Below are 26,368 nucleotides of genomic sequence, written 5' to 3'. Positions count from 1 at the left end.
AAAAGCGACCCATCTGCGCGGGCGCTTCCACAACTCCCAGTCACGAGGCGATACGTATCGTAGTATCGGCCTTTCCTCCGATCCGTTCACTCGTCCCCCATTCCCCTCACTGCTAGCGCTAGGCGATCAGCCCGAATACGGACAGTTTCCACCGGTTTGCAGGCTGACGACAAGGGCCATAGGTGTGTATTTTCAGATAGCCGTCGAAGAAAGGTGAGTGCAGCGATGGACAGCAGGGAACAGTGAGTCGGTGGCGTTGCCCTGTCCAGGGGTCGCCACCCCATCGCCGCCGCCCACATCATGATTGCCCCGTGGGTGTGCTATCACCGGGAATCCAACGCTGTGGCTGAGTCCTGAGCTCTTTCTGCCAGGCCAGGCCCAGCGGAACCGCCAGCGCCAGTCCGACGATCCCGAACACCCCCACGGTCGTCGCGGTGCTGCCAAGCTGGTCCGCTATGACGCCGCCAATGGCCGGGCTGATCCCGGTGATGGTGGACAGGCCGGAGTTGGACAGGCCCATGGCCTGCGCCCTGGCCGAGTCGGGCACGGCCAGCGACAGCGATGCGGTCGCCTGCATCAGCGCAGTCGCTCCTAGCACTCCTCCGGCCATGAAGACAAGTATGGACACGATAAGCCCGGGGTGCAGGAAGCACACCAGCAGCACGACCGACGCCAGGATGGCCAGGATGCCCACCAGCCTCGGCCGGACGTCGGGACTTACCCACCGGGTGAACGCGAAGGTGCCGATAACACTGCCCAAAGGGTCGGCCGCGAGGAGCAGCCCGACGGCCGCCGAACTGCCGTGGAACTCCGCCGCGTACGGGACGGCCAGGCCCTCGTAGACGGTGAGCAGCGACAGGAACCAGGTGTAGAGCAGCAGCGTGCGCAGGCCGTGGTCGGCGAACAGCAGCCGCCCGCCCGCGCTGACCGACGCCAGGAAGGGCACCCGCTGGGTGGGGCGCGCGGCCGCGGGCCGGTAGCGCAGGCCGAACCGGACGAAAGCGGCGGACACCACGAACGTCAGCGCGTCGATGAGCAGGCCGACGTGCGGGTCGACGCTCAGGATCAGCACACCGCCGCCGACGAAGCCGAGCATCTGCGCGGTCTGGATCGTCATGCTGCGAATCGCCATGCCCACGACATAGCGGTCACCGGCCAGCACGTCCGGCATCAACGCCAACTGGGAGGCCTTGAACGGCGGGTTGGCCAGCGAGACGATCGCGACCAGGCCCCACAGCGCCTGGTAGGGCACCCCCGGGATGGCGGCCACGCCGATCACCACGGCGCGGATCACGTCGACAGCGACCATGACCTCCCGGCGCGGGAAGCGGTCGGCGATGGGCGACAGGAAGATCCCGCCGAGCAGGGAGGGTGCGTAGGTCAGCGCGTAGGTCAGGCCGGTGAGAGCGGCGGAGTTCGTCTTTTGGTAGACCAGGATCGACAGCGCGACCCGCGCCAGCTGGTCGCCGAACATCGACAACAGCTCCGCGAACCACAGCGCGCGGAACTCGCCGACGGCGAACACGTCCCGGAACGTGGCTCGCCCTGATGCCTTCGTCACTCACCGACCCCTTTAGGTACGGACTTGCCTGGCCTCCCGCTAGCGGGACGATAGGTGCTTGTGGTCACGAGTCAATCACAAAGCGTCAGCTACCTACGGCAAGTGTCGCTCATCTTTACCGCAGGCGTGTGAGTCGTTTGACCCGCGAAACCGGCTAACCGTTCCACGCCGGGCGGGTCAACCGCCACGGCCGTTCGGATCGATTCGAACCACCACACCGGGTAAGTCGATCACGACCGCGTTCAGCTCCGCGCGGGTGCGTGCCTCCATCGCCGCACCGACCCGTGTGCCGAACTCGTCGAGGTCGATCAACCCCCTGGCCAAGGCCTTGTTGAGCAGGCCGGCGACGTGCTCGCGCTCCGCATTGGACACCCGCAGGTCCCGCGGGTTCACCCCGGCGACCGGCCGCGCGCTGATCCCACCTTTGTCAGGGTCCCCACCCTCATCAGCCACGAAGTCCACGGTAGCGAAAACTCTTAGTTCACGAAACGTTCCGCTGGCCGAAATTCGCCAATCGGACAGCGAAGCGGGCGGACCCCCAGGGATCCGCCCGCTCGCAGCGCCGATGAGTCAGTCGACCGGTACCGCTCTGGTCTCTGTCTCGTCCTCCGGGTCCGCCTCCAGGGCGTCGATCAGCTCGTCCCTGGCCGTCGTGCGCTCCGGCCGCAGCAGGCCGACCGCGATGTAGGTGACCGTGGAGACCACGATCGGCCAGGCCACCAGCTGTTCCTTGGTCACCGTCACGCCGTTCTTGGAGGAGATGAACAGCGTGGCCCACACGCCGAGGCCGAGCAGCACCGAGGACAGCGCCGCGGCCGGGCCGGACCGCCGGAACCACGGCAGCAGGCCGAGGATCAGCGGGATGCCGATCACGCCCACGGTCGCGGCCACCACGTCGACCACGATCTTGATCACCACGCCGGTGCCGTTGGTGCCGATCGCGATCAGCATGCTCGCGGTGATGAACAGGAACGTGGTCAGCCGCGCCCCGGTCAGCTTGGCCTTCTCCGACAGCCGGTCGGCGCCCTTCCAGATCTTCGGCAGCATGTCCCGGGTGATCACCGCGGAGATGACGTTGGCGTCCGACGAGACCATTGCCATGGTGTGCGAGAAGAACCCGGCCAGCACCAGGCCGACGATGCCGGCCGGCAGCATCGCCTGGCCCATGGCCACGTAGGCGTTGTCGGGGTTGGCGATGCCCGGCACGATCAGCGGCGCCGCCCACATCGGCAGGAACAGCACCAGCGGCCAGACCAGCCACAACGCGCTGGACAGCATCGCCGAGCGGCGGGCGGCGGACCCGTCCGGCGCGGCCATGTAGCGCTGCGCCAGGTTCCACATGCCGCCGTTGTACTCGAGCGTCTTGATCAGGAACAACGCCAGGAAGAACGTCATCGTGTACGGGCCGGCCAGCGGCTCGGAGTTGGCCGCGGGCAGCTTGTCCCACATGTCCCACATCCAGCTCAGCCCGCCGAAGTAGTTGATCACCGCGCCGAACATGGCCAGGCCGGCCACCGCCTGGATGATGAACTGGCCGAAGTCGGTGAGCGCGTCCGCCCACAGGCCGCCGATCACCGAGTAGACCATGGTGACCGCGCCGATCAGGATGATGCCCCACTCCACCGGCACCCCGGCGAAACCCTTGAGCAGCAACGAGACCGCGGCCCACTTGGCGGCGATGTCGACGACCTTGAGCAGCGACCCCGACCAGGCGATCACCTGCTGGGTGGGCACGTTGTAGCGGCGCGCCAGGTACTCCAGCGGCGAGGCCACGTTGTACTTGGTGCGCAGCCGGTTCCACCGAGGCGCGAGCAGCCACGCGCCGATGCCGACCCCGACGCCGATCGTCAGCGCCCACCACACGTAGACGGTGAGGCCGTACCGGTAGGCCTCACCCGCGAAGCCCACGAACATGACGGCGCTGTAGCCGGACATGTGGTGGGAGATCCCGGACAGCCACCACGGCATCCGGCCGCCGGCGGTGAAGAAGTCGGCGGTGTTGCTGACCCGCCGTTTCGACCACACGCCGATGGCCACCATCACGAAGAAGTACCCGCACACCACGGTCCAGTCCAGCGTGCCCATCGCACCTCCAGTTCGTCACAAATGCGTGACTTGTGACGTACGTCTTACGGGCGCTTTACGTGCTATGGGAAGGTCTGGACCTCTTTCGAGTCACATTCGTGATTCCTGTTCACATGGGCGAATTAGGTAGCTTTGCGAAGTGTCGCCATGGCGCGGTCGACCTCCCAGAAGGCGCGCAGCGCCCGGATCAACCCGTCCGGGCCAACCCGGTAGGTGAACACGCCCTCGGTGTCGATCCGCATCCCGCCGGGCAGGTACGCCGTGATGGTGCCGACGTTGGCGACCTCGTCACCGGCCGCGAACGAGTCGTCGATGGCGAACTCGAACCGCTCGGCGCTCGCGATGGTCTTGTCCCAGAACCCGGCGATCGCCGCCAGGCCGCGGTGTCCCTCACCGGTCGGGTCGAGCGGCGACCGGCCGATCGGGTCCTCCACGATGGCGTCCGGCGCGAACAGCGCGAGCCAGTCGTCCTTGGCGCCCCGGCAGACCGCGTCCATCGACCGGCGCGACGCCGCGCGGGCCGGGTGGTCGGTCTCGGTCGCGGCCCAGGTCACAGCCGTCATTGCGGGCACTCCTTCGGTTTGCTGGAGGATCACGGTTTCCGCATGGGCACTGGTGCGGACGGAGCAGGGCTCCTGCGCGAACGGCCGAAGCCGAAGTGCTCGTCGTGGTACTCGGCCATGCCGCCGCCCAGGACCAATTGGAGTACTTCGAGGGCCTCGCGGACCCCGGCGCCACGTTCGGCGAACGGCGCACCGCACCACTCGAACTCCCCGGGCGTCGAGCCGATGCCCACACCCAGGCCGAAGCGGTTGATGGTCGGACAGGCGACCGAGCCGACCTGCCGGGCCAGTGGCAATGGGTTACGAGGTCCCGGTGTGCGGACCCACGGGTAGAACCTGATCTCGTTCCCCATCGCGCCCATCGCTGCGACCGCGATGAGGGCGATGGCGACGGTGAACTCCATCCGCGAGCCGTCCTTCCGCACCGGTCCGGGAAGGTCGACTGTAACGTGTTCTAGTTTTGCTTGTCACGCGGACGGAGGGTGACGACACCCCGGTCGAGGTCCACCTGGTTGGGTGGGGCCCCGTCGTTCTCCTCCTCGCGCATCAAGGACTGCGTCGCCCGCTGGTCAAGCTCGACCCGTTTCGTGCCGTAGAGAAAGGACGTGAACTCATCGAAGGCCAGACCGGACAGTTCCCCGCCGGTCTTCCGCTGCCGACGGGCCCGGCGCCACACTCGTTCCAGGATCCCGAGCGCGATGAGCAGCACAACGAGAGCAGGAAGTGACACGCCCCACACCATTGCCATACCCCGCCAACGGCAGGATCTGAACGCCGGTTCCCGGTGAGCAATATTCGGACAGGCGCCAGTTATCACCCGTGCGGGTGAGTTTTGGTGTTACCGCACGTCACATCTGGCCACTACGTCACGAATGGAGGTCTCTGACGTCGCAGTATCGGACGAGCGACCGGCGTGGAGGTGTGGATTGGCGAACAACATCGACCACCGTCAGGTGCGGCCGACGGGGTCGGTCGTCACCGGACGGTCGACCGAGGGCGGCCTGGGGATCGCCCTGGTCGACTCGGTGCCGCTCGTTCGCGAGGGTCTGTCGGCCCTGGTCATGCGTACCCGGGGGCTGCGCTGGGTGGGGGCCGCCGGCAGCCCGCACGCGGCGCTGCAACTCTGTGAACGGTTCCGCCCGCACGCGGTCATCATCGACTCCGGCCTGGACCCGCGCTGGCACCTGTCCCGCATGCTCATCGGCAACGACCCCGACCTGGGCGTGCTGCTGATGATCCGCGAGACCCAGCGCAACACCCCGTACATCGCCGGCGCCATCGCCGCGGGCGTGCACGGCGTGATCTCCCGGCGCAGCGAGCCGCCCCAGCTCATCCAGGCCATCCAGCGCGTGCATGCCGAACGCCGCTACATCGACCCGACGCTGGCCTCGGCCCTGGGCACCCCCAAGGGCAAGCCCGCGCCCGCCGCCAGCCCCGGCCAGCAGCCGCTGTCCCGCCGGGAGTACCAGGTGCTGCAGCTGATCGCCGACGGCCTGGAGAACCAGGCGATCGCCAAGATCCTCTACGTATCCGTGGAGACCGTCCGGACTCATGTGAAGAGCATCCTGCGCAAGCTGTCCGCACGTGACCGCACGCATGCTGTGGCGGTGGCCTTCAGGTCTGGGGTTCTCACGGTCAACCAGGAGGATCATCCCTACTAGAGCGGGCGCCGCTACCAGCTCTCCTGGCTTGGCCAGGAGGTCATGCCGTGCCTATTGGAGGGACACCACTTGCCTAAGTTACCCGCTAGTAATATCCTGTTATTACCGGCGAGTAGCGGAAGCCTGCCCGGCGCCGGGGGTGTTTCCAGTCCGACAGGGGAGCGAAGATGTCCCACTACAAGAGCAACGTGCGCGACCTGGAGTTCAACCTCTTCGAGGTGCTCAACGTCCAGGAGCGGCTCGGTACCGGACCGTTCGCCGAGTCCGACGAGGAGACCGCCCGCGGTGTGCTGAGCGAGCTGAACAAGGTCGCCACCGGGCCGCTGGCCGACTCGTTCGTGGCCGGTGACCGCGAGGGCACGACCTACGACCCGAAGACGTTCTCGGTGACGCTGCCCGAGGCGTTCAAGAAGTCCTACCAGGCGCTGTGGGACGGCGAGTGGTACCGGATCGGCCTGCCCAACGAGCTGGGCGGCCTGGGCGTGCCGCCGACGGTCACCTGGGCCGCCGCCGAGCTGATCCTGGGCTCCAACCCGGCCGTGTTCATGTACATGGCCGGCCCGAACTTCGCCGACGTCGTGCACCGCAACGGCAACGAGCTGCAGCAGCACTGGGCGCAGCTGATGATCGACCGCGGCTGGGGCGCCACCATGGTGCTGACCGAGCCGGACGCCGGTTCGGATGTCGGCGCCGCACGCACCAAGGCGGTCCTGCAGGAGGACGGCAGCTGGCACATCGACGGGGTGAAGCGGTTCATCACCTCGGGCGACCAGGACATCACCGAGAACATCATGCACCTGGTGCTGGCGCGGCCCGAGGGTCCCGGCATCGAGACCCGGCCGGGCACCAAGGGCCTGAGCCTGTTCCTGGTGCCGAAGTTCCACTTCGACCCCCAGACGGGTGAGCTGGGCGAGCGCAACGGCGCCTTCGTCACCAACGTCGAGCACAAGATGGGCCTGAACGCGTCGGCCACCTGCGAGCTGACCTTCGGCCAGCACGGCACCCCCGCGGTCGGCTGGCTGCTGGGCGACGTGCACAACGGCATCGCGCAGATGTTCCAGGTCATCGAGTACGCCCGGATGATGGTCGGCACCAAGGCCATCGCCACGCTGTCCACCGGCTACCTCAACGCGCTGGACTACGCCAAGGAGCGCGTCCAGGGCGCCGACCTGCCGAACATGCTCGACAAGAGCGCCCCGCGCGTGACCATCACCCACCACCCCGAGGTCCGCCGCAGCCTGATGCTGCAGAAGGCGTACGCGGAGGGCCTGCGCGCGGTGTACCTGTACACGGCGTCGTTCCAGGACCGCATCGCCCTGGGTGAGGCCGAGAAGGCGCTGTACGAGCGCGTGAACGACCTGCTGCTGCCGATCGTCAAGGGCGTGGGCTCGGAGCGCGCGTACGAGCAGCTGACCCAGTCGCTGCAGATCCTCGGTGGATCGGGCTTCCTGCAGGACTACCCGATCGAGCAGTACATCCGCGACGCCAAGATCGACTCGCTGTACGAGGGCACCACGGCGATCCAGTCGATGGACTTCTTCTTCCGCAAGATCGTGCGCGACAAGGGCCAGGCCCTGGCGCACATCGCCGGTGAGATCAACGCGTTCCTGTCCAGCGAAGGCGGCAACGGCCGGCTGAAGGAAGAGCGCGCCCTGCTCAAGCAGGCCCTCGAGGACGTCCAGGGCATGATCGGCGCCCTGATCGGCTACCTCACGGGCTCGCAGCAGGACCCCCAGAGCATCTACAAGGTCGGGCAGCACAGCGTCCGGTTGCTGCTGGCGACCGGTGACCTCCTGATCGGGTGGCTGCTGCAGCGCCAGGCCGAGGTCGCGCTGCGGGCCCTGTCCGGCGACGTCTCCGCGCGCGACAAGGCCTTCTACGAGGGCAAGGTCGCGGTGGCCTCGTTCTTCGCCCGCAACGTCCTGCCGGAGCTGAGCGCCGGCCGGAAGATCATCGAAGGCGCCGAGAACTCGATCATGGAGCTCGACGAATCGGCCTTCTGAGACTTGCCATCCCGCGGTGAGATGAGAGCGGCGTTCCCAGGGGGAGCGCCGCTCTTGCCTTTCCCGCCCCACCACCGCACGACCGCCACTCATCGCGCCTGCGGCTGACGCAAAGATCGCCCGGCGAAGTACACGGCCATCTGACAACGTCGTGCCACGCACACCCCGCCGACGTCGGTTTTGGCTTCGCGCCAACCAAAGAGCAGCCCCCACCCTCCACTGGGGGGCACCCCTGCGGCCAGTCTATCGAGGTCAGAGGGGGTGGGGGAGGGTTTGGCCGTGCGAACGGGCCGTTCGCACGGGGTCCACCCGGATGGGTGTCAGGCGGGGGGTGGGCAGGTGATCTTGGGTTGGGGGTTGTACTTGACGTTGCGGGTGTCGCGGCGGATGACGTTGCCGTTGAGGTCCTTGATCACCCGGGTGTCCGAGGTGGTGAAGCCGGGGGCGCCGTTGCTGGCGTGGCAGTTCTGGGCGGGGCCGGGCTTCTCCTGCGGATCGGTCGGGTTGGTGCGGCCGCCGGGCTGGGACTCGACGATGTAGCGCTTGGTGCCCCAGATCTTCACCGTGATCGACCCGGGGCTCCAGATCGTCTGGATGGCGATGCCGGTGGGCGCGTCGTTGGTGAACTTGAGGTCGATGACGCTGCTGCCGTTGGGGTTCTGGAACACGGTGGCCTCGCGCGCGGCGGGGTACCGGCTGATGTAGTAGCTGTGTTCCTTGTGGCCGGCGTCTTTCAGGCCGGCGAAGTAGCTGGCGTTGTACAGCGTGGTGGCGAACTGGGAGATGCCGCCACCGACCTCGCGGGCGGGCGCGCCGTTCTCGATCACGCCGGCTTCGACGTAGCCCTGCGGGGTGCCGCGCGGGCCGGTGAACCCGTTCAGGCTGAAGGTGTCGCCGGGTTTGACGATGGCGCCGTTGACCTTCTGCGCCACCACGCGGATGTTCACGCCCGACTCGGGGGCGAAACCGCCGGTGCTGAACTCGCCGATGACCTCTTTGATGCCCAGCTGGTTGGCCTGCTCGGTGGTCACCTTCGCGGGCTTCTTCTCGTACTCGGCCTTCAGCTCACGGCCGGACGGCTTCTGCGAGACGTCGACGAGCGGCGCGAGGGTGGTGTCCCACTTGACGGTCATGCCGTCCTCGGAAGGCTTGACCGTCGGCTTGCCGCCCTCGAACACGACGGCCGCGTCCTTGCCCTCCTTCTCGGTGGACTTCAGCTGCGGGCCGGCCGCCTCGACCACCTTGGCCTGGTCGAACTTGGCGTTGAGCGTGCCGTCCGGGCCCGGTTCGAACTGCATGGCCGCGCCGATCGCGACCGGGGACAGCGTGGCGTCCTTGCCCTCGCCCTTGATGACCACCGGGGCGGACACCGCGGCCTTGGCCTTGGCCAGCGCCTGCTGCACGGCGTCCGGCTTGACCTTGGCCGGCGCGGTGGCCACCGGCAGGTCGATCACCTGGCCGTTCACCCACACCTTCACCACCAGGTCGGCGGCCGCGTTGGTGTCGAGCTTGCGGCCCTCCTTGGGCTCCACGACCGACGGGGTGGCGCCGTCGAACTTGATGGTGCCCTCGACCGGCTGCTGGTCGACCTTGGCGCGCACCTGCTCCATCGCGGCGGTCAGCGCGGCGCGGTCGGTCTGCGTCTCGAAACCGACCTCACGCTTGCTGAAGAACGAGGTCAGCCGGGTGATCGGGTTGATCGGCTGGGCGCCGGCGTTGTCCAGCGTCTTGGTCCAGTCCGGGGTCAGCCCCGCCTTGGCCGGCTCGATCGCCATGGTGAACTCACCCGCGCGCAGCTGCACGGGCTGGCCCAGCCGCGGCTCGATCTCCTGCCGCAGCTTCGTCTCGGCCGCCGCCCGGCTCAGCCCGCCGACCTCGACCCCGGCCACGGTGACACCACGCGGCACGTTGCCCTGGCTGGTCAGGATGTCCACCAGGTACAGCACACCCAGCACGCCGACGACCGCGCCCGCGGCGAACCCGGCGGTGCGCAGGCCCTTGCGCTTGGCAGCGGGCTTCTCCGGCTCGCCCTCGGGCGATCCCCACTTGACCGTGGGCTCGTCGTAGGCGGACGTGCCCTGGTACGCCCCCTGCGGGGGATTCGGGACGACCGCCGTGACCTCGCCGGGTTTGGGCGGCGGGGGCTTGATGGCCGGTAAGACGTCGGTCTGCTCGCTGTGCGACTCCGGCCACTGGTACTGATCCGGCAAGGCTCTCAATCCTCCACGGGGCTACAGGTACAGCCCGGTACCGTGCTCGGTGCGTTCGCTGGCGATGGCGTGCACGTCGCGCTCGCGCATCACCAGGTAGGTCTGCGCCTGCACCTCGACCTCGAGCTGGTCCTCCGGGTTGAACAACACCCGGTCACCGACCTTCACCTGCCGGACGCTGTTGCCGACCCCCAGAACGTCGCCCCACGCCAGCCGGCGCGCCATCTGCGCGGTGGCCGGGATGACGATGCCGCCGGTGCTCCGCCGTTCCCCATCCTCGGGTGAGATCTTCACCAGCACGCGGTCGTGCAGCATCTGGATCTCGAGTTTGAGTTCGGACACGGGCGAATCGTACTTCGTGGGCCGCCAGGGCCATTCACGGGATTAGCCGTCCAGCCCGCCGAGCATCAACGGCAAACGGTCCATCCCGGTGTCCGCCATCCGGACCGGTACACCCCAGTCCTGCCTGGTCAGACGGCATACCGGGTGCTCGATCGCGGGGTCGTCATCGCAGCTGGCCGCCTGCGCGACGACATGCAGGACCCCGTTTCCGATATTCGACAGCGTAATTGTGCGGGTGAGATCCGTGGTCACTCCCGCGCCGTCGATCAACAGCTCGGGCGGCGACGAGGTGATCTCGAGGCGGGTGGACGGGCCGTAGCGGTCGTCGAGCTTCTGACCGGGCGGCGGTTGGAAGATCACCGCCAGCTCGACCGGGCCGGGCCGCAACTCGGTCGGCGGCCGCTTGACCTCGTGCGCGCGGCCGGAGATCTGCTGCTCGTCACCGGGTGAGACGGGGAACTCGATCCGGTGCGCGGCCGACGCGACCACGGCGATCTTGCCGTCGACGGTCGCGATCCCCGAAGGCTCGGCGATGTCGCGCGCGAGTGTGCTGACCTGGTTGGTCTCCGGGTCGAACCGGCGGATCGCGCCGTTGTAGGTGTCGGCTATCCCGACCGTGCCGTCGTCGAGAACAGCCACACCCAACGGGTGCTGCAGCAACGCCTCGTCCGCGTCACCGTCCTGATGACCGAAGGTGAACAGTCCTTTACCGATCGCGGTATGCACGCCCTCGTCATCGATCCACCGCAGGGACGACGTCTCGGAGTCCACCAACCAAAGGCGACCCTCCGTGGCCGCGAGACCACTCGTCTGAGCGAAGAAGGCCTCGTCGCGGGGTGCGTCGTACAGACCCTCCACAGTGGTGCCCGCGAAGCGCTCGACGGTGCCTGCGATCGGGTCGAACGCGCTGAGAGTGTGGTTACCGGCCATCGCGATGATGACTTTCCCTTGCCACCACACAACATCCCACGGACTCGACAAGTCCACTTCGGTCGCCGGGCCGTCCACCGGCCCATTGCGCCACTGCTCGCCGGTGCCCGCGACCGTCGTCACCTCCCCAGTGGTGAGGTTGAGTCCTCTGAGGAGGTGGTTGACCGTGTCGGCGACGATCGCGTCATAGCCGACCCGCTCAGCGATTTCCTTGGGCAGCAAGGCAATCCCGGATGGCTCGGAGAACGTCGGGTGCGGACCGTCCTGGCGGCCGCGGGTTTTGCCGCCGAAGCGGCGGATCACCGTGCTGCCGTCCTGCTCAAGCTCCACAACGGAGTGATTGGCCGCATCGGCGACGAGCAACGTTTGCTTCGGTGTGACAACGACTTTCGCCGGGAACTTGAGGTCCGTCTGTTGTGGAGCGGGCGGAACATATGGGCCGCTGCCGCGGTGCAACGTGCCCTTCGCGTCGTGCTCGGCCACCAGCTCGCGGATGATCCGGCTCAACGCGTCCGCGTGCCCCTCCCCGGCGGCGACGTGCACGATGTAGCCCTCGGGGTCGATGAGGACCAGCGTGGGCCACGCCTTCACCGCGTACAGCTGCCAGCTGGTGAGCTCCGGGTCGTCCAGCACCGGGTGGTGCACCTCGTAGCGCTCCACCGCGGCCTTCAGCGCCGCCGCGTCCGCCTCGTGCACGAACTTCGGCGAGTGCACCCCCACGGTCACCAGCACATCGCCGAACTCCTCCTCGACCGGCCGCAGCTCGTCGAGCACGTGCAGGCAGTTGATGCAGCAGAACGTCCAGAAGTCGAGCAGCACGATCTTGCCGCGCAGCTCCTTCAGGTGCACGTCCTTGCCGCCGGTGTTCAGCCAGCCACGGCCGACCAGCTCGGGAGCACGGACGCGGGCACGGCGCTTGGCAGTCGTCACACCGACAGTCAACACGAGATGCCAGACCGGGTATTTCCAGTGGTCAGTCGAGACGGAGGATGGTCTCCTCGATCTCGGCGCCGCGGGCGTTGGCGTAGGCGACCTCGGTGCCGATGACGGTGAAGCCCGCCTTCTGGAGAACCCTGAGCGAGCCGAGGTTGTCGCTGGCGACGCGGGCGCGCACGGGCCGTGTCGTGACCGCGGCGAGCAACAAGGCGAGGGCTTGGCTGGCGATGCCCTGGCCCCACACCGAACGGTCGATCCAGTAGGTGATCTCGGTCTCGCCCTCCAGGACGAAACACCCGATGCTGCCGACCAACCGGCCGTCCCGGGTCACCGCGCGGTGGGTGATGCCGGGATCGTTCAGCACCTTCGCCATGTGGGCGTTGAAGGCTTCGCGGTCGTTGGGGTCCTTGGCGGTGAACGCGGCCATCCGGACGGACTCCGGGTCGCGCATCTGCTCGAACAATGCGTCGAGATCGTCGTCCTCCACCGGGCGTAGTGCCACCTCTGCCACTGGGCTTCTCCTCGCTCTGCGCAGCCTGGCGGACAACGTATCGGGACGCACCGACAAACCCGGAGAGCACCGGCCCGACCGGGTGGACCGGCTCTGCGCGAACTGCTAGCGGACGGAACTGGGGCCCAGGACTGAGGCGCCGAGGTCGGTCACGCGGGAGCGCAGGCCGCGGTCGGCGGTGACCACGACGCAGGACCGGGAACCGCTCTCCTCACGAACCAGGTCGACGATGGTGTCATCGCCCGAACCGGTGGCCGGGACGACCCGGATCGTCGGGGACGGGGCGACGTCGCGGGCCTTGCCCTCGACGACCATCACCACGTCGATCGGCGGTTCGAGGCCGCCGACGCCGGTCGACGGCAGAGCGGCGAGGCTGTCGCGGAGGCGTTCGGTGGCGCCGGCGCGGTCACGCCACCAGCCGTCGGGGACGCTGCCGACGACGTTGGCGGCGTCGATGATGACGAGGGGGATCATGCGGACTCTGCTTTGTCTTTGAGGCGCTGCAAGGTTCTGGCGATGTTCGCGGTGTTGACCGCGACCCGGTCGGTGACGCCGGTGCCCAGCAGCGCGATCGGGTAGAACCAGGCCGGGCGGCGGTCCCACGTGCTCTCGGTGACCACACATCCTCCCTCAGCCGGTTCGATGTCGTACTGCCATCGCGACACAGGAACACCCAATGAGGTGACGTCGAAGGCGAACCGGGTGCCTGGGGACGCGTCGGTGACGGTGGACGTGGTCGCCCACCGGAACACGCCCCGCTTGTTGCGGCCGCGGAACCGGGTGCCGACGGACACCGAGGTCCCGCCGCCGAGGATGGTCGCGCGGGTGGTCTCCTCGGCGACCGAGCACAACCCGGCCAGGTCGCTGATCAGCGCGTACACGCGGTCCGGCGGCGCACTCACCAAGATCTGCCCAGTGGCGGACGGGTTCACAGGCGCTCCCCTCGAAAGTCAGTTCCGGCGCAGCATCCGGGTCAGGCCGGCCGCCGCGGTGGTGGCCAGCACCCAGCCGGTGGCGATCAGCCCCGAGGCGATCCATTGTGACGCGCCCGGCGCCTGCCAGCGATTCTTGTTGCCGAAGTCGATGATCGGCACCAGCAGGTCCAATGTGTACAGCACCGGGTTCCAGATCAGGTGGTCCTGCTCGTTGATCTCCGTCAGCCGGGGATGGAAGCCGAACCACATGCTGCCGACAGCCAACGCGAGCAACAGCCACACCAACGCACGCGTCGGCCGGTAGCCGTAGCCGACCATGGAACGCTGTAGCCAGCTCCACAGCAACACACCCGGCCCCAGTACCCGGAACCCGTCCGCCATGGCCACATAGCGACGCCGTTGCTTCTCAATGAGCACAGTGGACGCGTGTTCCTCGTTGCCACTGGCCCGGAACACTGCTGCGAGTTGGTCGTACGGACCGGGGCTGTAGTCACGCTGCATGATCCCGCGCAGCCACCGCAGTCTGTTGCGGACCGTGGCGTCGTCCTTGACGTCGATCGGCGTCGCGAGCGCCTCGTACCGGAAGTCCTCCAGATCCAGCTTCCCGGTGGTGTTCCAGAAGTTCTCGTTGTCGTCCAGGGACGCGCACCGAGCGTGCCGAAGCGTCACCCGGCCGCGTGGCGCCTGTCCCACGGTCAGGACAAGCTCCTGCGCGACCATGCCGTGCCCGTTCAACGCCGTCCCGGTCAACGCCGACCCGAGGATGGCACCGTCGAAGTTGGCCTCCCGGCCGATCTCCGCCCGGTGCATCCGGACCCCGCCATGCGCGGCGAACGGCCGGTGACCAGCGGACATGATCATGTCGCGGCCGATGGTCGCCGCCCGGATGTCCACCGATGGGGAGATCGCGCCGGTGCGCACGTGCTTGCCCGGTTCGACCAGGCGGGTGCCGCGCAGGTCCATATTCGCGCCGATCTTGGCACCCTGTAAGGAAAAACACCCGGCGACCTCGACGAACCGGGCGTCCATGTTGCCGCCGACGCTGAACCGGCGGCCCAGGATCGCGTCCGCCTCGGGGTTGCGCAGGTTGGCGCCGTCCAGCCGGAGACTGCCGCGGATGTCCACATCGACCATCCGCGCCTGTCCGGCCAGCCGCAGCGACCGCGCGTCGAAGTCGCCGCTGATCTGGGTTCCGTCCAGGTGCAACGCGCGGTGCGGCCACGGCGGCGGGGTGTCCCCGGACACGTCGATGTGCGCGCTGGCCAGCCGCATCGATCCGCCGACGACCGCGTTGACGATGCGGATCGTCCCGGTCGAGCGCAGGCCCCGGTCCAGCTCGACGTTGCCCTCCACCCGGATCCGGTCGGCGATCAGGGTCGCGGTGAGGTCGAACCCGGGATCCGTGCCCGCCACGGCCTGCGAGAGGTCGCCGGGCTGCAGATCCGCGCCACGCAGGGAGAAGTCGCCCTCCACCCGGGTCGCCGACACGAAAAGCCAGCCGGTGGAGGAGAAAGCGGCCTGGGTGGTGACATCGATCCCGCAGAGCAGGCTGCCGCCGATGTGGCTGCCGTACCCGTTGAGCGCGTTGCCGGTCGGATTGTCCAGCACGGCGCCGGAGAAGTTCACGTTGCCACCGGCCCGCAGACCCGGCATCCGGATCTCGCCGTTCGCCCGCAAGTTGTTGGCCAGCAACGCACCCGCGAGCACCAGCCGGTCGGCGTGCAGCGCGCGGGTACCCGACCCGAGCGTGCTTGCCTGCAACAGCAGCGAACCCTCGATGTCCGCGTCCACCAGGTCGACCAGACTCTCCACAGTGGTCGACGCGATCACCAGGTCGTTGGCGAACCGCGAGTTCTTCGCCCTGAGACCCGGCAGCCAGCAGTCGCGGAACTCGAGACCGGCCAGCTTGGCCTGCCGCAGATCGGGCGCGTTCTCGAACCGGCAGCGCACGAACTCCAGCAGATAAGGGAACTCCAGCGCGCGCAGGTTCAGCGTCCCGGTGAGGAACTTGTCCTCGATCACGATCACCGGCGGGGTCACCGAGCGGCGCCGCCAGCGCAGCCCACCGGCGTCCGGCTCGACCACCCGGCGGATCACGTCGGCCGCCGGCAGGTGCGCCCACCCGGGCGGATCCGGCGAGGACACGTCGAAGGGGTCGCGAGGCGGCGGCTCGTCCGACGAGCCGCCGCTCCCACGGATGACCGCCAATATCAGTCCTGACGCAACACTCGGGACAGGAACGCCTTGGTGCGTTCGTGCTGGGGCGACCGGATCACCGCATCGGGCGACCCCGCCTCCACCACCACTCCGCCGTCCATGAACACCACGGTATCGGCGACCTCGCGGGCGAACTCCATCTCGTGTGTCACCACGACCATCGTCATGCCGTCCGCGGCCAGCTGCCGCATGACCGCGAGCACGTCCCCGACCAGCTCCGGGTCCAGCGCCGAGGTCGGCTCGTCGAACAGCATCAGCTTGGGCTGCATGGCCAGCGCCCGCGCGATGGCCACCCGCTGCTGCTGCCCGCCGGAGAGCTGCTTGGGGTAGTTCGAGGCCTTGTCGGCCAGGCCCACCCGTTCCAGCAGCTCCAGCGCGAGGTCACGGGCGGCGTTCTTGCGCATGCCCTTGACCTGCATCGGCGCCTCGATCACGTTCTCCACCGCGGTCATGTGCGGGAACAGGTTGAACCGCTGGAAGACCATGCCGATCTCCCGGCGCTTCTGCGCGACCTCGTTCTCCTTGAGCTCGTAGAGCCGGTCGCCGCGCTGCTGGTAGCCGACCAGCTCGCCGTCCACCGACAGCCTGCCCGCGTCCACCTTCTCCAGGTGGTTGATGCAGCGCAGGAAGGTCGACTTGCCCGACCCGGACGGCCCGATGATGCACATCACCTCACCGGGCTGCACCTCAAGGTTGATGCCCTTGAGCACCTCCAGGCGACCGAACCGCTTGCAGACCCCCTCGGCCCTGACCATGGCTGTCATTGCTGTCCCGCCTCCCCGAACTCAACCCTTTTGGTCGCGTTGGGTTCGCACGGTCCAGTTCGGTACGTGCCGGTGGCTGGGTTGCGTCCCGTTCCCCTTGGGTGCGGTTGGGAGCCACGCGGCGATGTCATTCGAACTCCTTGCGGCCGAAGCGGAAGGCGAACATCCGGCTGGCCCAGCCGGGTGTGGTGGGCACCGCGGGGCTGAACTTCCGCTCGATGAAGCCCTGGAACACCGACAGGATGCTGGTGCAGAACAGGTACCAGATCGCCGCCACGATCAGCAGCGGGATGACCTTGTAGTTCTGCGCGTAGATCTGCTGCACCACGACCATCAGCTCGGAGTACCCGATCACCACGACCAGCGAGGTGGTCTTGAGCATCGAGATGACCTGGTTGCCGGTCGGCGGGATGATCACCCGCATGGCCTGCGGCAGGATGATCCGGCGCAGCGTCTTGCCGCGGGTCATGCCCAGCGCCCCGGCCGCCTCGGTCTGGCCCTCGTCCACCGACGAGATGCCCGCGCGGACGATCTCGGCCATGTAGGCGGCCTCGTTGAGACCAAGGCCCAGGATCGCCGCCGTCGTGACGTTGATCAGGACGTTGGTGTCCTCGCTGAAGAACTCCGGGCCGAACGGGATGCCGATGCCCAGCCTCGGGTACAGCGCGCCGAGGTTGGCCCAGAAGATCAGCTGGGTGATCAGCGGCGTGCCGCGGAACAGCCAGATGTAGATGCCGGCCGCCCCGGTCATCACCGGGTTGGGCGACAGCCGCATGACCGCGAGGATCACGCCGCCGACGATGCCGATCGCCATCGACACCACGGTCAGCATCAGGGTCTTGAGCAGGCCCTGGAAGACGCGGGTGTCGAACAGGTACGGCCCGATGACGTTCCACTGGAAGTTCGGGTTGACGATGATGCTGCGGATGATCAGGAACGCGATGAACAGCACGATCGCGCCGCCGACCCAGCGGCCGACGTGCCGCACCGGAACCGCTTTCACGGATTCCGGGCGGCCGGTCTCTTCGGGTGTCGACATCTGACGATCAGCCGGCCGGGGCCGGGTTCACCTCGGCCTTGGTGACGCCGCCCTGCTGCACACCCCACTTCTCGAGGATCTTCTTGTAGGTGCCGTCGTCGATCAGCGCCTGCAGCGCGCCCTGGACCGCCTTGGCGTAGTCACCCTTGCCCTTGGGCAGGGCGAGACCGTACGGCGCGGTGTCGTAGACCTGGCCGACCTGCTCGAGCTGGCCGTTGGTCACCTTGATGGCGTAGTCGATCACCGGCGAGTCGGCGAGCATGGCCTGCACGCGCTTGGAGTTGATCGCCAGGTTCGCGTCGGTCTGGGCCTGGAACTGCTGCACGTTGATCTCCGGCTGGCCGCCGGACTTGCACTTCTCGTTGCGCTTCTCCAGGTCGTCGACCTGGACGGTGCCCTTCTGCACGGCCACGTTCTTGCCGCACAGGGTGTCGAGCGTGAGCTTGTCCGGGTTGCCCTTGAGCACCGCGCCGGAGGTGCCGGCGCTGAAGTAGGAGATCATGTCGACCACCTGCAGGCGCTCGGCGTTGATCGTGAACGACGACATGCCCGCCTCGTACCGGCCGGACTGCAGGCCGGGGATGATGCCGTCGAACGCGGAGTTCTCGAACGTCACCTCCAGGCCCAGCTTCTGGCCGATGGCCTTGCCGAGGTCGACGTCCATGCCGACGACCTGGCCGTTCTCCACGAACTCGCTCGGCGGGTAGCTCTGGTCCTGGCCGATCAGGATCTTGCCGTCCTTCTTGACGTCGTCCGGCACCATGGCCGCGAGCTTGTCGTCCTTGGTCACCGTCGGCACCGCCGACGCTGCCTGGCTGGTGGCGCCGCCGTTCCCGCTCGGGTTGGTGTCGTTCACCTGGCCGCATGCGGCACTCAGGGTCGCCAAGGCCACGGCAGGCACCACGGCGAGCAACTTGTGCCTGGTTCGTCGCGCCACAGGTCACTCCTCGTCACAGTCGTCCGGATCAAGTTCCCGCATCCTGCCACCCGTACGGCACAGTTCCCAGCAAGTCCCCGTTACAAGCGCGCATCGCGACTAAGGTTCTGCAGGTGACCCGCCGCTTGCTGCCACCTTCGAAAGTGCTCGGCACGATGCTCGCCGGGGCCGTCGGCGACGCGCTGGGCGCGGCCATCGAGTTCAACTCCATCGAGGACATCCGTACCCGCTATGGCCAGGACGGAATCACCGGGTACGTGGGTGATCACGGCAAGATCACCGACGACACGCAGATGGCGTTGTTCACCCTCGAAGGGCTCATCCGCGCGCACGCAGCGCAGCGCCGGGGTACCCAAACGGACGTTGTGGCGGTCGTCCAACACGCGTACCAGCGTTGGTTCCACACCCAGAACCAGCCGTGGGACCGGGCGGGCGGGCGGTTCCTCGAGCGCGCGCCGGAGCGTCCCGATGGCTGGCTGGTGACCAACCGCGGCCTGTTCCACCTGCGTGCGCCCGGGAACACGTGCATGACCTCGCTGCGGGCGTTCGCCAAGGGCGGTCCGATGGGGACGACGACCGAGCAGCTGAACAACTCCAAGGGGTGCGGCGGCGTGATGCGCGCGGCCCCGGTCGCCTTCTGGTCGGATGATCCGCACGAGGTGTTCGGCCTGGCCGCGGCGACCGGCGCGTTGACCCACGGTCACCCGAGCGGGTTCCTGTCAGCGGGTGTCCTCGCGGTGATCGTGAGTGAGCTCCTGGACGGGGCGGCCTTGCCCGATGCGGTGACAGTGGCCAGGACAGAGCTGCTGCGCTGGGACTCGCACCAGGAACAGCTCGAGGTGATGGACCGGGCGGTCGACCTCGCGGCGCGCAAGCCGACGCCGGAGACCATCGCCGACGAGCTGGGTGGCGGCTGGGTCGGCGAAGAGGCGCTGGCCATCGGCCTGTGCGCGGCTTTGGCGGCCGACGACATGGCCTCCGGTCTGCTGACATCCGTCAACCATTCGGGCGACAGCGACTCCACCGGCGTCATCTGCGGCAACATCCTCGGCGCGATGTGGGGCATCGACGCCGTTCCACCCGTGTGGCTGGCCGAGCTGGAGCTGCGCGAGGTCATCGAACGGCTGAGCCTCGACGCCGTCATCGAGTTCGGGCCGCTCCCGGTCCGCGATCCCGGCTGGTACGGCCGCTACCCCGACTGGTGACCGTCGTGCTGACTGTCGAGGAGGCAGTCGCCGAGCAGGAACGGTTGGCGCCTCAGGTGATCCGCGAAACCCCGGACGGCTTCGCGCCCAACATCGCTGTGGGGCTGGACGTTGCCTACGCCGGGGACGACACACGGCTGGTAGCGGCGGCGGTCGCGGTCGACACCCGGAGTCTTGCGGTCCTCGAGAGTGCTGTGGCGGATGGAGTCGCCGGGTTCCCTTACGTGCCAGGGCTGTTCGCGTACCGGGAGCTGCCGTGGTTGGTGGAGGCGTTGGGGCGGTTGGCGAGCCCGGTCGACGTCCTGGTGTGCGATGGGCAAGGGCTGGCTCACCCACGACGGTTCGGGCTGGCGTGCCACGTGGGCGTGGTGACCGGGATTCCCTCGATCGGCGTGGGGAAGCAAGCGCTTGGCCGCTACGAGATGCCCGGCCCGGAACGGGGCGACTGGACACCGCTCGTCGACGACGGAGAGGTTGTCGGGCGGGCACTGCGGACGCAGGACGACGTCAAGCCGGTGTTCGTCTCCATTGGACACTTGATGGACCTGGACACGGCCTGCGAAGTAACACTGACGCTCGCCCAGAAGTACCGGCAGCCCGAGACGACCCGGGCTGCCGATCAGCTCTGCCGCCAGGCGCTAGCGCGTGGCGTGGGCGTGCAGGACGTGCGCGACTGAGGTGGTCACCCGGGCGGCCTGGCCCAGGTGCAGCCACTCGTTCGGCACGTGGATGTTGCTGTCCGCGCCGCACGCGCCGGTCACCAGGAACTGCGCCGCCGGGTAGGTCGCGGCCAGCAGCCCCATGAACGGGATCGACCCGCCCAGACCGACGGTGGCCCAAGGGTTGTTGAAGACGTTCTTGCTCACGTCCTCGATCGTGGCCAGCAGCCACGGCGCCAGCTCCGGCGAGTTCCACCCGTCGCCGTACTCCGCGCGGGACAACGTGACCGAAGCGCCATAGGGAACATCCGTGGTCAACGCGGTCTGCAGGGCCGCCAGCGCGGCGGGCGCGGAAGCCGTCGGCGGCAGGCGGAAGCTCAGGGTGAACGTGGTGTGCGTGCGCAGCACGTTCCCGGCCTCCTGCGGTAGCGGCAGGCCCTCGGCGCCGATCACCGACAGCGTCGGCCGCCAGCTGTTGTTCAGCACCAGCTCCAGGTCCGAGTCCGAGGCCTGCCGCATCCCGGCGGGACGCTTGAACGCCCGGCCCACCGCACCCGGCATGGCCGCGACGGCCGCCTGGGCCTCGGCCAGCCGGTGCGCCGGGATCTCCACGTTCATCTCCGGCAACAACACCGCGCCGGTCTTCGAGTCCTCCAGCCGGTCCAGCAGCTGCCGCATGATCCGGAACGAGCTCGGCACGATCCCGCTGGCCATGCCCGAGTGCGCCGCGGTCTCCAGCACCTTCACCGTCACGTCCACCGCGGCCAGGCCGCGCAGCGAGGTGGTCAGCCAGAGCCGGTCGTAGTCGTTGCCGCCGGAGTCCAGGCAGACGACCAGGGTCACGTCACCCAGCTGGGGACGCAGGTGCTCCAGATACGCCTCGAAGTCCGGGCTGCCCGACTCCTCGCTGGTCTCCAGCAGGATCACGCACCGGCCGTGCTCACCGCCCGCCGCGTGCACCGCCTCGATGGCCGCCGTCGCCGCGTACCCGGAGTAGCCGTCGTCCGCCGCGCCGCGGCCGTACAGCCGTCCGTCCCGGTGGATCGGGGTCCACGGGCCGAGACCGTCCGCCCAGCCACCGACCGGGGGCTGCTTGTCCAGGTGGCCGTACATGATGACCGTGCCCGCGTCCGCGCCGCCGGGCGTGGCCGGGACGTCGACCATCAACAGCGGCGTGCGGTCCTCCAGCCGGACGGTCTCCACGGTCGCGCCGGGCAGCCCACGAGACGCGATCCAGCGGCTCACGTGCTCCACCGCCGCGTCCAGGTGCCCGCTCGCCGACCAGTTCGGGTCGAACGCGGGCGACAGGGCCGGGATGGTCACCAGCTCGGACAGGCTGGTCAGGATCTCTGCCGCCCACAGCCGGTCAACGGTCGAATTCAGCGCGTTGTGCTCCACCCCTCCACTCTCCCACAAGTGGGATCCCCGACCATCGGGGTTCCTAGCATTTTGCCTGTTCAGGACCATTTTGAGACGATCCTGGATGGGTGTGGGACTCACCTGGGCGGCCGGTGCCGTGACAGGATGGGAGTGACAGCCGTCAACGCCGACCGCCGTCGCGCTCCTCTCACCCGAGGCGCCGACGGTTGCCGCGCGAGTGGCCGCCAGGCGTCGCCACAAGTGATGCCGTGGCCTCGACACGAGGAGATAGCCGCATGTCGTCCCCAGAACAGTGGACGCACCCGGAGCCGGGCGGCGGTCCAGCCGCCACCGCGGCCAAGCCGACCCCGGAACAGGTGATCGCCGGTTTGCGCGCGACGAGCGAGGGCGGACCGGAGCTGGTAGAGCTCCTGACCCCCGAGGGTGAGCGAGTACCGAACCCAGAGTTCGACAAGTACGTGGCCGACATCGGCGCCGAGGAGCTGCGCGGGCTGTACCGCGACATGGTCCTGGTCCGGCGCGCCGACCGGGAGGCCAACGCCCTGCAGCGGCAGGGCCAGCTGGGCATCTGGGTGCCGCTGCTGGGCCAGGAGGCCGCGCAGATCGGTGCCGGCCGGGCGCTCAAACCGCAGGACATGGTCTTCCCCAGCTACCGCGAGCACGGTGTGGCCTGGTGCCGGGGCATCAAGCCCGAGCAGATCCTGGCCACCTTCCGCGGGACCCAGCACTCGGAGTGGGACCCCAAGCAGTACCGGTTCCACCCGTACACGATCGTGATCTGCAACCAGGTGCTCAACGCCACCGGCTACGCCATGGGCCAGAAGTTCGAGGGCAAGGTCGGCCACGAGGCGGACGCCGAGGCCACCATGGTGTTCTTCGGTGACGGCGCCACCAGCCAGGGCGACATGCACGAGGGCTTCGTCTGGGCGGCGGTCTACGACGCGCCGGTCGTGTTCTTCTGCCAGAACAACCAGTGGGCCATCTCCGAGCCCACCGAGCGGCAGAGCCGGCTCCCGCTCTACCAGCGGGCCCGCGGCTACGGCTTCCCCGGCATCCGCGTCGACGGCAACGACGTGCTGGCCACCCTCGCGGTCGCCCGGTGGGCGCTGGAGGAGTGCCGCACCGGCAACGGCCCGGTGCTGATCGAGGCCTTCACCTACCGGATGGACGCGCACACCACCTCCGACGACCCGACCCGCTACCGGCTGTCGGACGAGCTGGAGGCGTGGAAGCTGCGCGACCCGATCGAGCGGGTCCGGGTGCACCTGGTGCGCGGCGGCCTGGCCGAGCCGGAGTTCTTCGACGAGGTGCAGGTCGAGTCCGACCAGCTGGCCTCCGAGCTGCGGGCGTACTGCTTCAACATGCCCGACCCGCCGCCCGAGCGGATCTTCCAGAACGTTTACGCCGGGGGTAACCCGCTGCTGGACAAGCAGCGTGACGAGTACCTGGCCTACCTGGCCGGCTTCGAGGGAGGTGCGCACTGATGGCGGCACCAGTGATCGATCCGAAGGCCCCGGCGCAGGCCGCGCCGACCAAGCTGACCATGGGCAAGGCGATCAACATGGGCCTGCGGGCGGCCATGGAGGCCGACCCCAAGGTGATCGTGATGGGTGAGGACGTCGGCAAGATGGGCGGCGTCTACCGGATCACCGACGGCCTGCAGAAGGACTTCGGCGAGCAGCGCGTGCTGGACACGCCGCTGTCCGAGGCGGGCATCGTCGGTACCGCGGTCGGCCTGGCCGTGCGCGGGTTCCGGCCGGTCTGCGAGATCCAGTTCGACGGGTTCATCTTCCCCGGCTTCGACCAGATCAACAGCCAGGTCGCCAAGCTGCACTACCGCACCCAGGGCAAGGTGAAGGTGCCCATCGTGATCCGGGTGCCGTTCGGCGGCGGAGTCGGCGCGGTGGAGCACCACTCCGAGTCGCCCGAGTCGTTCTTCGCGCACATGCCCGGGATCAAGGTCGTGTCCTGCTCGAACCCGGTGGACGCGTACTGGATGATCCAGCAGGCCATCCAGAGCGACGACCCGGTGCTGTTCTTCGAGCCCAAGCGGCGCTACCACGAGAAGGACGAGATCGACACCACGGCGACGCCGTACCCGCTGTTCTCCTCCCGTGTCGTGCGGCGGGGGACGACGGCGACCCTCGCCACCTACGGCCCGCTGGTGAAGACCTGTCTGGAGGCGGCCACCGCGGCCACCGAGGACGGGCACGACCTGGAGGTCATCGACCTGCGGACGTTGTCGCCGCTGGACCTGGACCCGGTGTTCGAGTCGGTCCGCCGGACCGGTCACCTGGTCGTGGCCAGCGAGGCGCCGAGCGAGGTGTCCATCGCCTCCGAGATCGCCAGCCGGGTGCAGCAGGAGTGCTTCTACTCGCTGGAGGCGCCGGTGCTGAAGGTGGCCGGCTTCGACACGCCGTACCCGCCGGCCAAGGTCGAGGACGACTACCTGCCCGACCTGGACCGCGTGCTGGACGCCGTCGACCGATCGATGGCGTGGTGAGACGTGCCCAACTACGTGCACTTCCCGCTTCCTGACGTCGGCGAGGGCCTGGTCGAGGCCGAGATCCTGACCTGGCACGTGCAGCCGGGCCAGGAGGTCCAGGTCAACCAGATCTTCGTGGAGATCGAGACGTCCAAGGCCGCCGTCGAGCTGCCCGCGCCCTACGCCGGCGTGGTCAAGGAGCTGCTGGCCGAACCCGGTCAGACCGTCGAGGTCGGCTCGCCGATCATCGTGTTCGACATCGACCCCAACGGCCCCGAACAGTCCTCTTCGGACAACGGCGGCGGCGCCAAGATCGGTGAGGAGAGCGGCGGCCGGATCCAGAGCCTGGTCGGCTACGGCCCGAAGACCGGTGCCTCGAAACGCCGGGCCCGCAAGGGAACCACCGTCGTCGAGGCACCGCCGCCCGCGCCCGAACCCGAGCCGGAACCCGCCGTGGTGGCGGGCGGGTACGTGCCGTTGGCGAAGCCGCCGGTGCGCAAGCTGGCCAAGGACCTGGGCGTCGACCTGCGGTCGCTCGCGACTGAAGGTCAGGTCATCACGCGCGACGACGTCCAGCGTGCGGCCGCGCCGGAACCCGTGTCCGCTCCTGTTGTCACAGCGGGAGAACGTGAGCGGCGGGTGCAGGTCCGCGGGGTCCGCAAGGCGACCGCGAAGGCCATGGTGGACAGTGCGTTCACCGCGCCGCACGTCACCGAGTTCATGACCATCGACGTCACGCCGATGATGGAGCTGCGGGCCAAGCTCAAGACGCACCCCCAGTTCCGCGACGTCAAGCTGACCCCGCTGGTGTTCGCGGCCAAGGCGGTCTGCCTCGCGGCGCGCCGGACGCCGGACATCAACGCGGTGTGGGACGAGGCCGCGGGCGAGATCGTCTACAAGTCCTATGTGCACCTTGGCATCGCGGCCGCCACACCCCGCGGCCTCGTGGTGCCGAAGGTGCACGACGCGGACGCGATGTCGCTGCGGGAGCTCGCCGAGGCGATCGAGGCGCTGACCCTCAAGGCGCGGGACGGCAAGACCACCCCGGCGGAGATGGCCAACGGCACGTTCACCATCACCAACATCGGTGTGTTCGGTGTGGACACCGGGACGCCGATCATCAACCCCGGTGAGTCGGCGATCCTGGCCCTCGGCACGATCCGCGACATGCCATGGGTGGTCGACGGCCAGGTCGTGCCGCGCAAGATCTGCCAGCTGTCACTGAGCTTCGACCACCGCGTAGTGGACGGTCAGCAGGGTTCGGAGTTCCTCGCGGATGTGGGCGCGTTGCTCGCCGACCCGAGTATCGCGATCACCTATTAATTGCATGCCGAATTCCGCCCCTCCGACGTCGAGGGGCGGAATTCTTTTGTTTCGGACTCAGCTGGCCAGGGCCCACTTGTAGACGTTGTTCTTCACCGGCGCGGTCACCTTTTTGGTCCACACGGTCTTGACGTTGCAGGGCGCCACGATCTGGGTCTTCTTCACCGTGAACGACCGGGCGTCCTTGTACTGCTGGAGCTTCTTGGTCTGGCCGGCCGGGACGGTCGCGGAGTAGGACCAGGTGTCCGACTTGGAGTAGCTGCCGCCGACGGTGACCGAGAGGGACACGCTCGCCTTGGCGAAGATCACGCCCGCCTCCGCGCTGGTCGTGCCGGTGATCGAGGCGTTCACCGTCGAGGTGGTGTTCTTGCTGTAGGTGATGGTGCCGGGCCCGGTCAGGTAGTCGCTGTGCAGGTTGGTGGCCTGCCAGACCTTCGCGCCGTTGCTGATGGTGTACGAGACCTGCCCGACCTCGGGGCAGACCGCGAACGCCTGCGCGCCCAAGCCGGTGACCGTCGGCAAGGCGAACGTGGCCAACGCGAGCGAACCGGCCGCGGCGATACTTCTGATACGCATTGACGCCCCTCAAGAAAAGACTTCCACCCAGCTGCCCCCTCATGTC

At 68.3% G+C, this 26,368-nt stretch carries 24 protein-coding genes and 1 pseudogene; 7 read left to right on the top strand and 18 right to left on the bottom strand.

Features of this window, described 5'->3' with window-relative positions; genetic code table 11:
• Positions 1-298: 298 nt before the first annotated feature.
• The 6 genes and pseudogenes from AB0J95_RS05280 to AB0J95_RS05255 form a co-directional block, all read right to left on the bottom strand.
• The gene (locus tag AB0J95_RS05280; RefSeq protein WP_364752563.1) at positions 299-1,561 is read right to left on the bottom strand and encodes an MFS transporter; all 1,263 of its coding nucleotides are present in this window, start codon (positions 1,559-1,561) and stop codon (positions 299-301) included.
• Positions 1,562-1,774: 213 nt separating this feature from the next.
• Positions 1,775-1,978 (bottom strand): annotated as a pseudogene (locus AB0J95_RS05275) (DUF1707 domain-containing protein); the annotation flags it as partial.
• A gap of 153 nt (positions 1,979-2,131) precedes the next feature.
• Complete coding sequence (locus AB0J95_RS05270; RefSeq protein WP_364752561.1) at positions 2,132-3,646, bottom strand: sodium:solute symporter family protein; 1,515 nt, start codon at positions 3,644-3,646, stop codon at positions 2,132-2,134.
• 122 nt (positions 3,647-3,768) lie between these two features.
• On the bottom strand, positions 3,769-4,209 hold the full coding sequence (locus AB0J95_RS05265; protein ID WP_364752558.1) for a nuclear transport factor 2 family protein: 441 nt from the start codon (positions 4,207-4,209) through the stop codon (positions 3,769-3,771).
• Positions 4,210-4,238: 29 nt separating this feature from the next.
• A complete protein-coding gene (locus AB0J95_RS05260) occupies positions 4,239-4,613 on the bottom strand; it encodes an LLM class flavin-dependent oxidoreductase (RefSeq protein WP_364752556.1) in 375 nt (124 codons plus the stop codon).
• A gap of 50 nt (positions 4,614-4,663) precedes the next feature.
• The gene (locus tag AB0J95_RS05255; protein ID WP_364752554.1) at positions 4,664-4,939 is read right to left on the bottom strand and encodes a DUF6191 domain-containing protein; all 276 of its coding nucleotides are present in this window, start codon (positions 4,937-4,939) and stop codon (positions 4,664-4,666) included.
• Positions 4,940-5,135: 196 nt separating this feature from the next.
• On the opposite strand from AB0J95_RS05255, the gene AB0J95_RS05250 reads away from it, so the two are divergent.
• Complete coding sequence (locus tag AB0J95_RS05250) at positions 5,136-5,870, top strand: response regulator transcription factor (protein ID WP_364752552.1); 735 nt, start codon at positions 5,136-5,138, stop codon at positions 5,868-5,870.
• A 167-nt stretch (positions 5,871-6,037) separates the two neighbouring features.
• The gene (locus AB0J95_RS05245; protein ID WP_364752549.1) at positions 6,038-7,873 is read left to right on the top strand and encodes an acyl-CoA dehydrogenase; all 1,836 of its coding nucleotides are present in this window, start codon (positions 6,038-6,040) and stop codon (positions 7,871-7,873) included.
• 320 nt (positions 7,874-8,193) lie between these two features.
• Here AB0J95_RS05245 and AB0J95_RS05240 read toward each other — a convergent pair whose 3' ends face one another.
• The 10 genes from AB0J95_RS05240 to AB0J95_RS05195 all read right to left on the bottom strand — a co-directional run bounded on the left by AB0J95_RS05240 (position 8,194) and on the right by AB0J95_RS05195 (position 18,694).
• The gene (locus tag AB0J95_RS05240) at positions 8,194-10,083 is read right to left on the bottom strand and encodes a VanW family protein (RefSeq protein ID WP_364752546.1); all 1,890 of its coding nucleotides are present in this window, start codon (positions 10,081-10,083) and stop codon (positions 8,194-8,196) included.
• Between the two features lie 21 nt (positions 10,084-10,104).
• Positions 10,105-10,398 carry a co-chaperone GroES gene (locus tag AB0J95_RS05235; protein WP_364753496.1) on the bottom strand — a complete coding sequence of 98 codons (294 nt, stop codon included), beginning with the start codon at positions 10,396-10,398 and terminating at the stop codon, positions 10,105-10,107.
• 69 nt (positions 10,399-10,467) lie between these two features.
• Positions 10,468-12,285 (bottom strand): NHL domain-containing thioredoxin family protein, encoded by a 1,818-nt coding sequence (locus tag AB0J95_RS05230; protein WP_364752543.1) that lies wholly within the window; start codon positions 12,283-12,285, stop codon positions 10,468-10,470.
• 43 nt (positions 12,286-12,328) lie between these two features.
• The gene (locus tag AB0J95_RS05225) at positions 12,329-12,802 is read right to left on the bottom strand and encodes a GNAT family N-acetyltransferase (protein WP_364752540.1); all 474 of its coding nucleotides are present in this window, start codon (positions 12,800-12,802) and stop codon (positions 12,329-12,331) included.
• Between the two features lie 105 nt (positions 12,803-12,907).
• Positions 12,908-13,276, bottom strand: a complete 369-nt coding sequence (locus AB0J95_RS05220; protein WP_364752537.1) for an NTP pyrophosphohydrolase — start codon at positions 13,274-13,276, stop codon at positions 12,908-12,910.
• Positions 13,273-13,734 carry an SRPBCC family protein gene (locus AB0J95_RS05215; protein ID WP_364752534.1) on the bottom strand — a complete coding sequence of 154 codons (462 nt, stop codon included), beginning with the start codon at positions 13,732-13,734 and terminating at the stop codon, positions 13,273-13,275. Before AB0J95_RS05215 ends, AB0J95_RS05220 begins: the two co-directional genes overlap by 4 nt.
• A gap of 18 nt (positions 13,735-13,752) precedes the next feature.
• Positions 13,753-15,945, bottom strand: coding sequence for a hypothetical protein (locus tag AB0J95_RS05210; protein WP_364752531.1), 2,193 nt, complete (start codon positions 15,943-15,945; stop codon positions 13,753-13,755).
• A gap of 2 nt (positions 15,946-15,947) precedes the next feature.
• Positions 15,948-16,718, bottom strand: coding sequence for an amino acid ABC transporter ATP-binding protein (locus tag AB0J95_RS05205; RefSeq protein ID WP_364752529.1), 771 nt, complete (start codon positions 16,716-16,718; stop codon positions 15,948-15,950).
• Positions 16,719-16,845: 127 nt separating this feature from the next.
• A complete protein-coding gene (locus tag AB0J95_RS05200) occupies positions 16,846-17,757 on the bottom strand; it encodes an amino acid ABC transporter permease (RefSeq protein WP_364752526.1) in 912 nt (303 codons plus the stop codon).
• 7 nt (positions 17,758-17,764) lie between these two features.
• Complete coding sequence (locus AB0J95_RS05195; RefSeq protein ID WP_364752524.1) at positions 17,765-18,694, bottom strand: ABC transporter substrate-binding protein; 930 nt, start codon at positions 18,692-18,694, stop codon at positions 17,765-17,767.
• Between the two features lie 113 nt (positions 18,695-18,807).
• Here AB0J95_RS05195 and AB0J95_RS05190 point away from each other — a divergent pair, with 113 nt between their 5' ends.
• Together AB0J95_RS05190 and AB0J95_RS05185 are read left to right on the top strand one after the other, a co-directional pair.
• A complete protein-coding gene (locus tag AB0J95_RS05190) occupies positions 18,808-19,899 on the top strand; it encodes an ADP-ribosylglycohydrolase family protein (protein ID WP_364752522.1) in 1,092 nt (363 codons plus the stop codon).
• Positions 19,900-19,904: 5 nt separating this feature from the next.
• Positions 19,905-20,576: an endonuclease V gene (locus AB0J95_RS05185; RefSeq protein WP_364752519.1), complete on the top strand. Its 672-nt coding sequence runs from the start codon at positions 19,905-19,907 to the stop codon at positions 20,574-20,576.
• Here AB0J95_RS05185 and AB0J95_RS05180 read toward each other — a convergent pair.
• The gene (locus AB0J95_RS05180; RefSeq protein ID WP_364752516.1) at positions 20,538-21,956 is read right to left on the bottom strand and encodes a M20/M25/M40 family metallo-hydrolase; all 1,419 of its coding nucleotides are present in this window, start codon (positions 21,954-21,956) and stop codon (positions 20,538-20,540) included. The genes AB0J95_RS05185 and AB0J95_RS05180 overlap by 39 nt on opposite strands.
• A 257-nt stretch (positions 21,957-22,213) precedes the next feature.
• Between AB0J95_RS05180 and pdhA the strand changes: the two genes are divergently transcribed.
• The 3 genes from pdhA to AB0J95_RS05165 are packed head-to-tail and all read left to right on the top strand — an operon-like array spanning position 22,214 to position 25,746.
• Positions 22,214-23,422, top strand: a complete 1,209-nt coding sequence (gene pdhA, locus AB0J95_RS05175; RefSeq protein ID WP_364752514.1) for a pyruvate dehydrogenase (acetyl-transferring) E1 component subunit alpha — start codon at positions 22,214-22,216, stop codon at positions 23,420-23,422.
• Positions 23,422-24,441, top strand: a complete 1,020-nt coding sequence (locus AB0J95_RS05170; RefSeq protein ID WP_364752511.1) for an alpha-ketoacid dehydrogenase subunit beta — start codon at positions 23,422-23,424, stop codon at positions 24,439-24,441. The genes pdhA and AB0J95_RS05170 overlap by 1 nt, the downstream gene beginning before the upstream one ends.
• Before the next feature lie 3 nt (positions 24,442-24,444).
• Positions 24,445-25,746 (top strand): dihydrolipoamide acetyltransferase family protein, encoded by a 1,302-nt coding sequence (locus AB0J95_RS05165; protein WP_364752508.1) that lies wholly within the window; start codon positions 24,445-24,447, stop codon positions 25,744-25,746.
• Between the two features lie 57 nt (positions 25,747-25,803).
• Here AB0J95_RS05165 and AB0J95_RS05160 read toward each other — a convergent pair whose 3' ends face one another.
• A complete protein-coding gene (locus AB0J95_RS05160) occupies positions 25,804-26,322 on the bottom strand; it encodes a hypothetical protein (protein ID WP_364752505.1) in 519 nt (172 codons plus the stop codon).
• Between the last annotated feature and the right edge of the window lie 46 nt (positions 26,323-26,368).

This window comes from Actinocrispum sp. NPDC049592 (genome assembly GCF_040675465.1).
Taxonomy (GTDB): domain Bacteria; phylum Actinomycetota; class Actinomycetes; order Mycobacteriales; family Pseudonocardiaceae; genus Kibdelosporangium.
The sequence above is the reverse complement of the archived record's forward strand: the minus strand, read 5'-3'. Positions and strand labels throughout refer to the sequence as shown.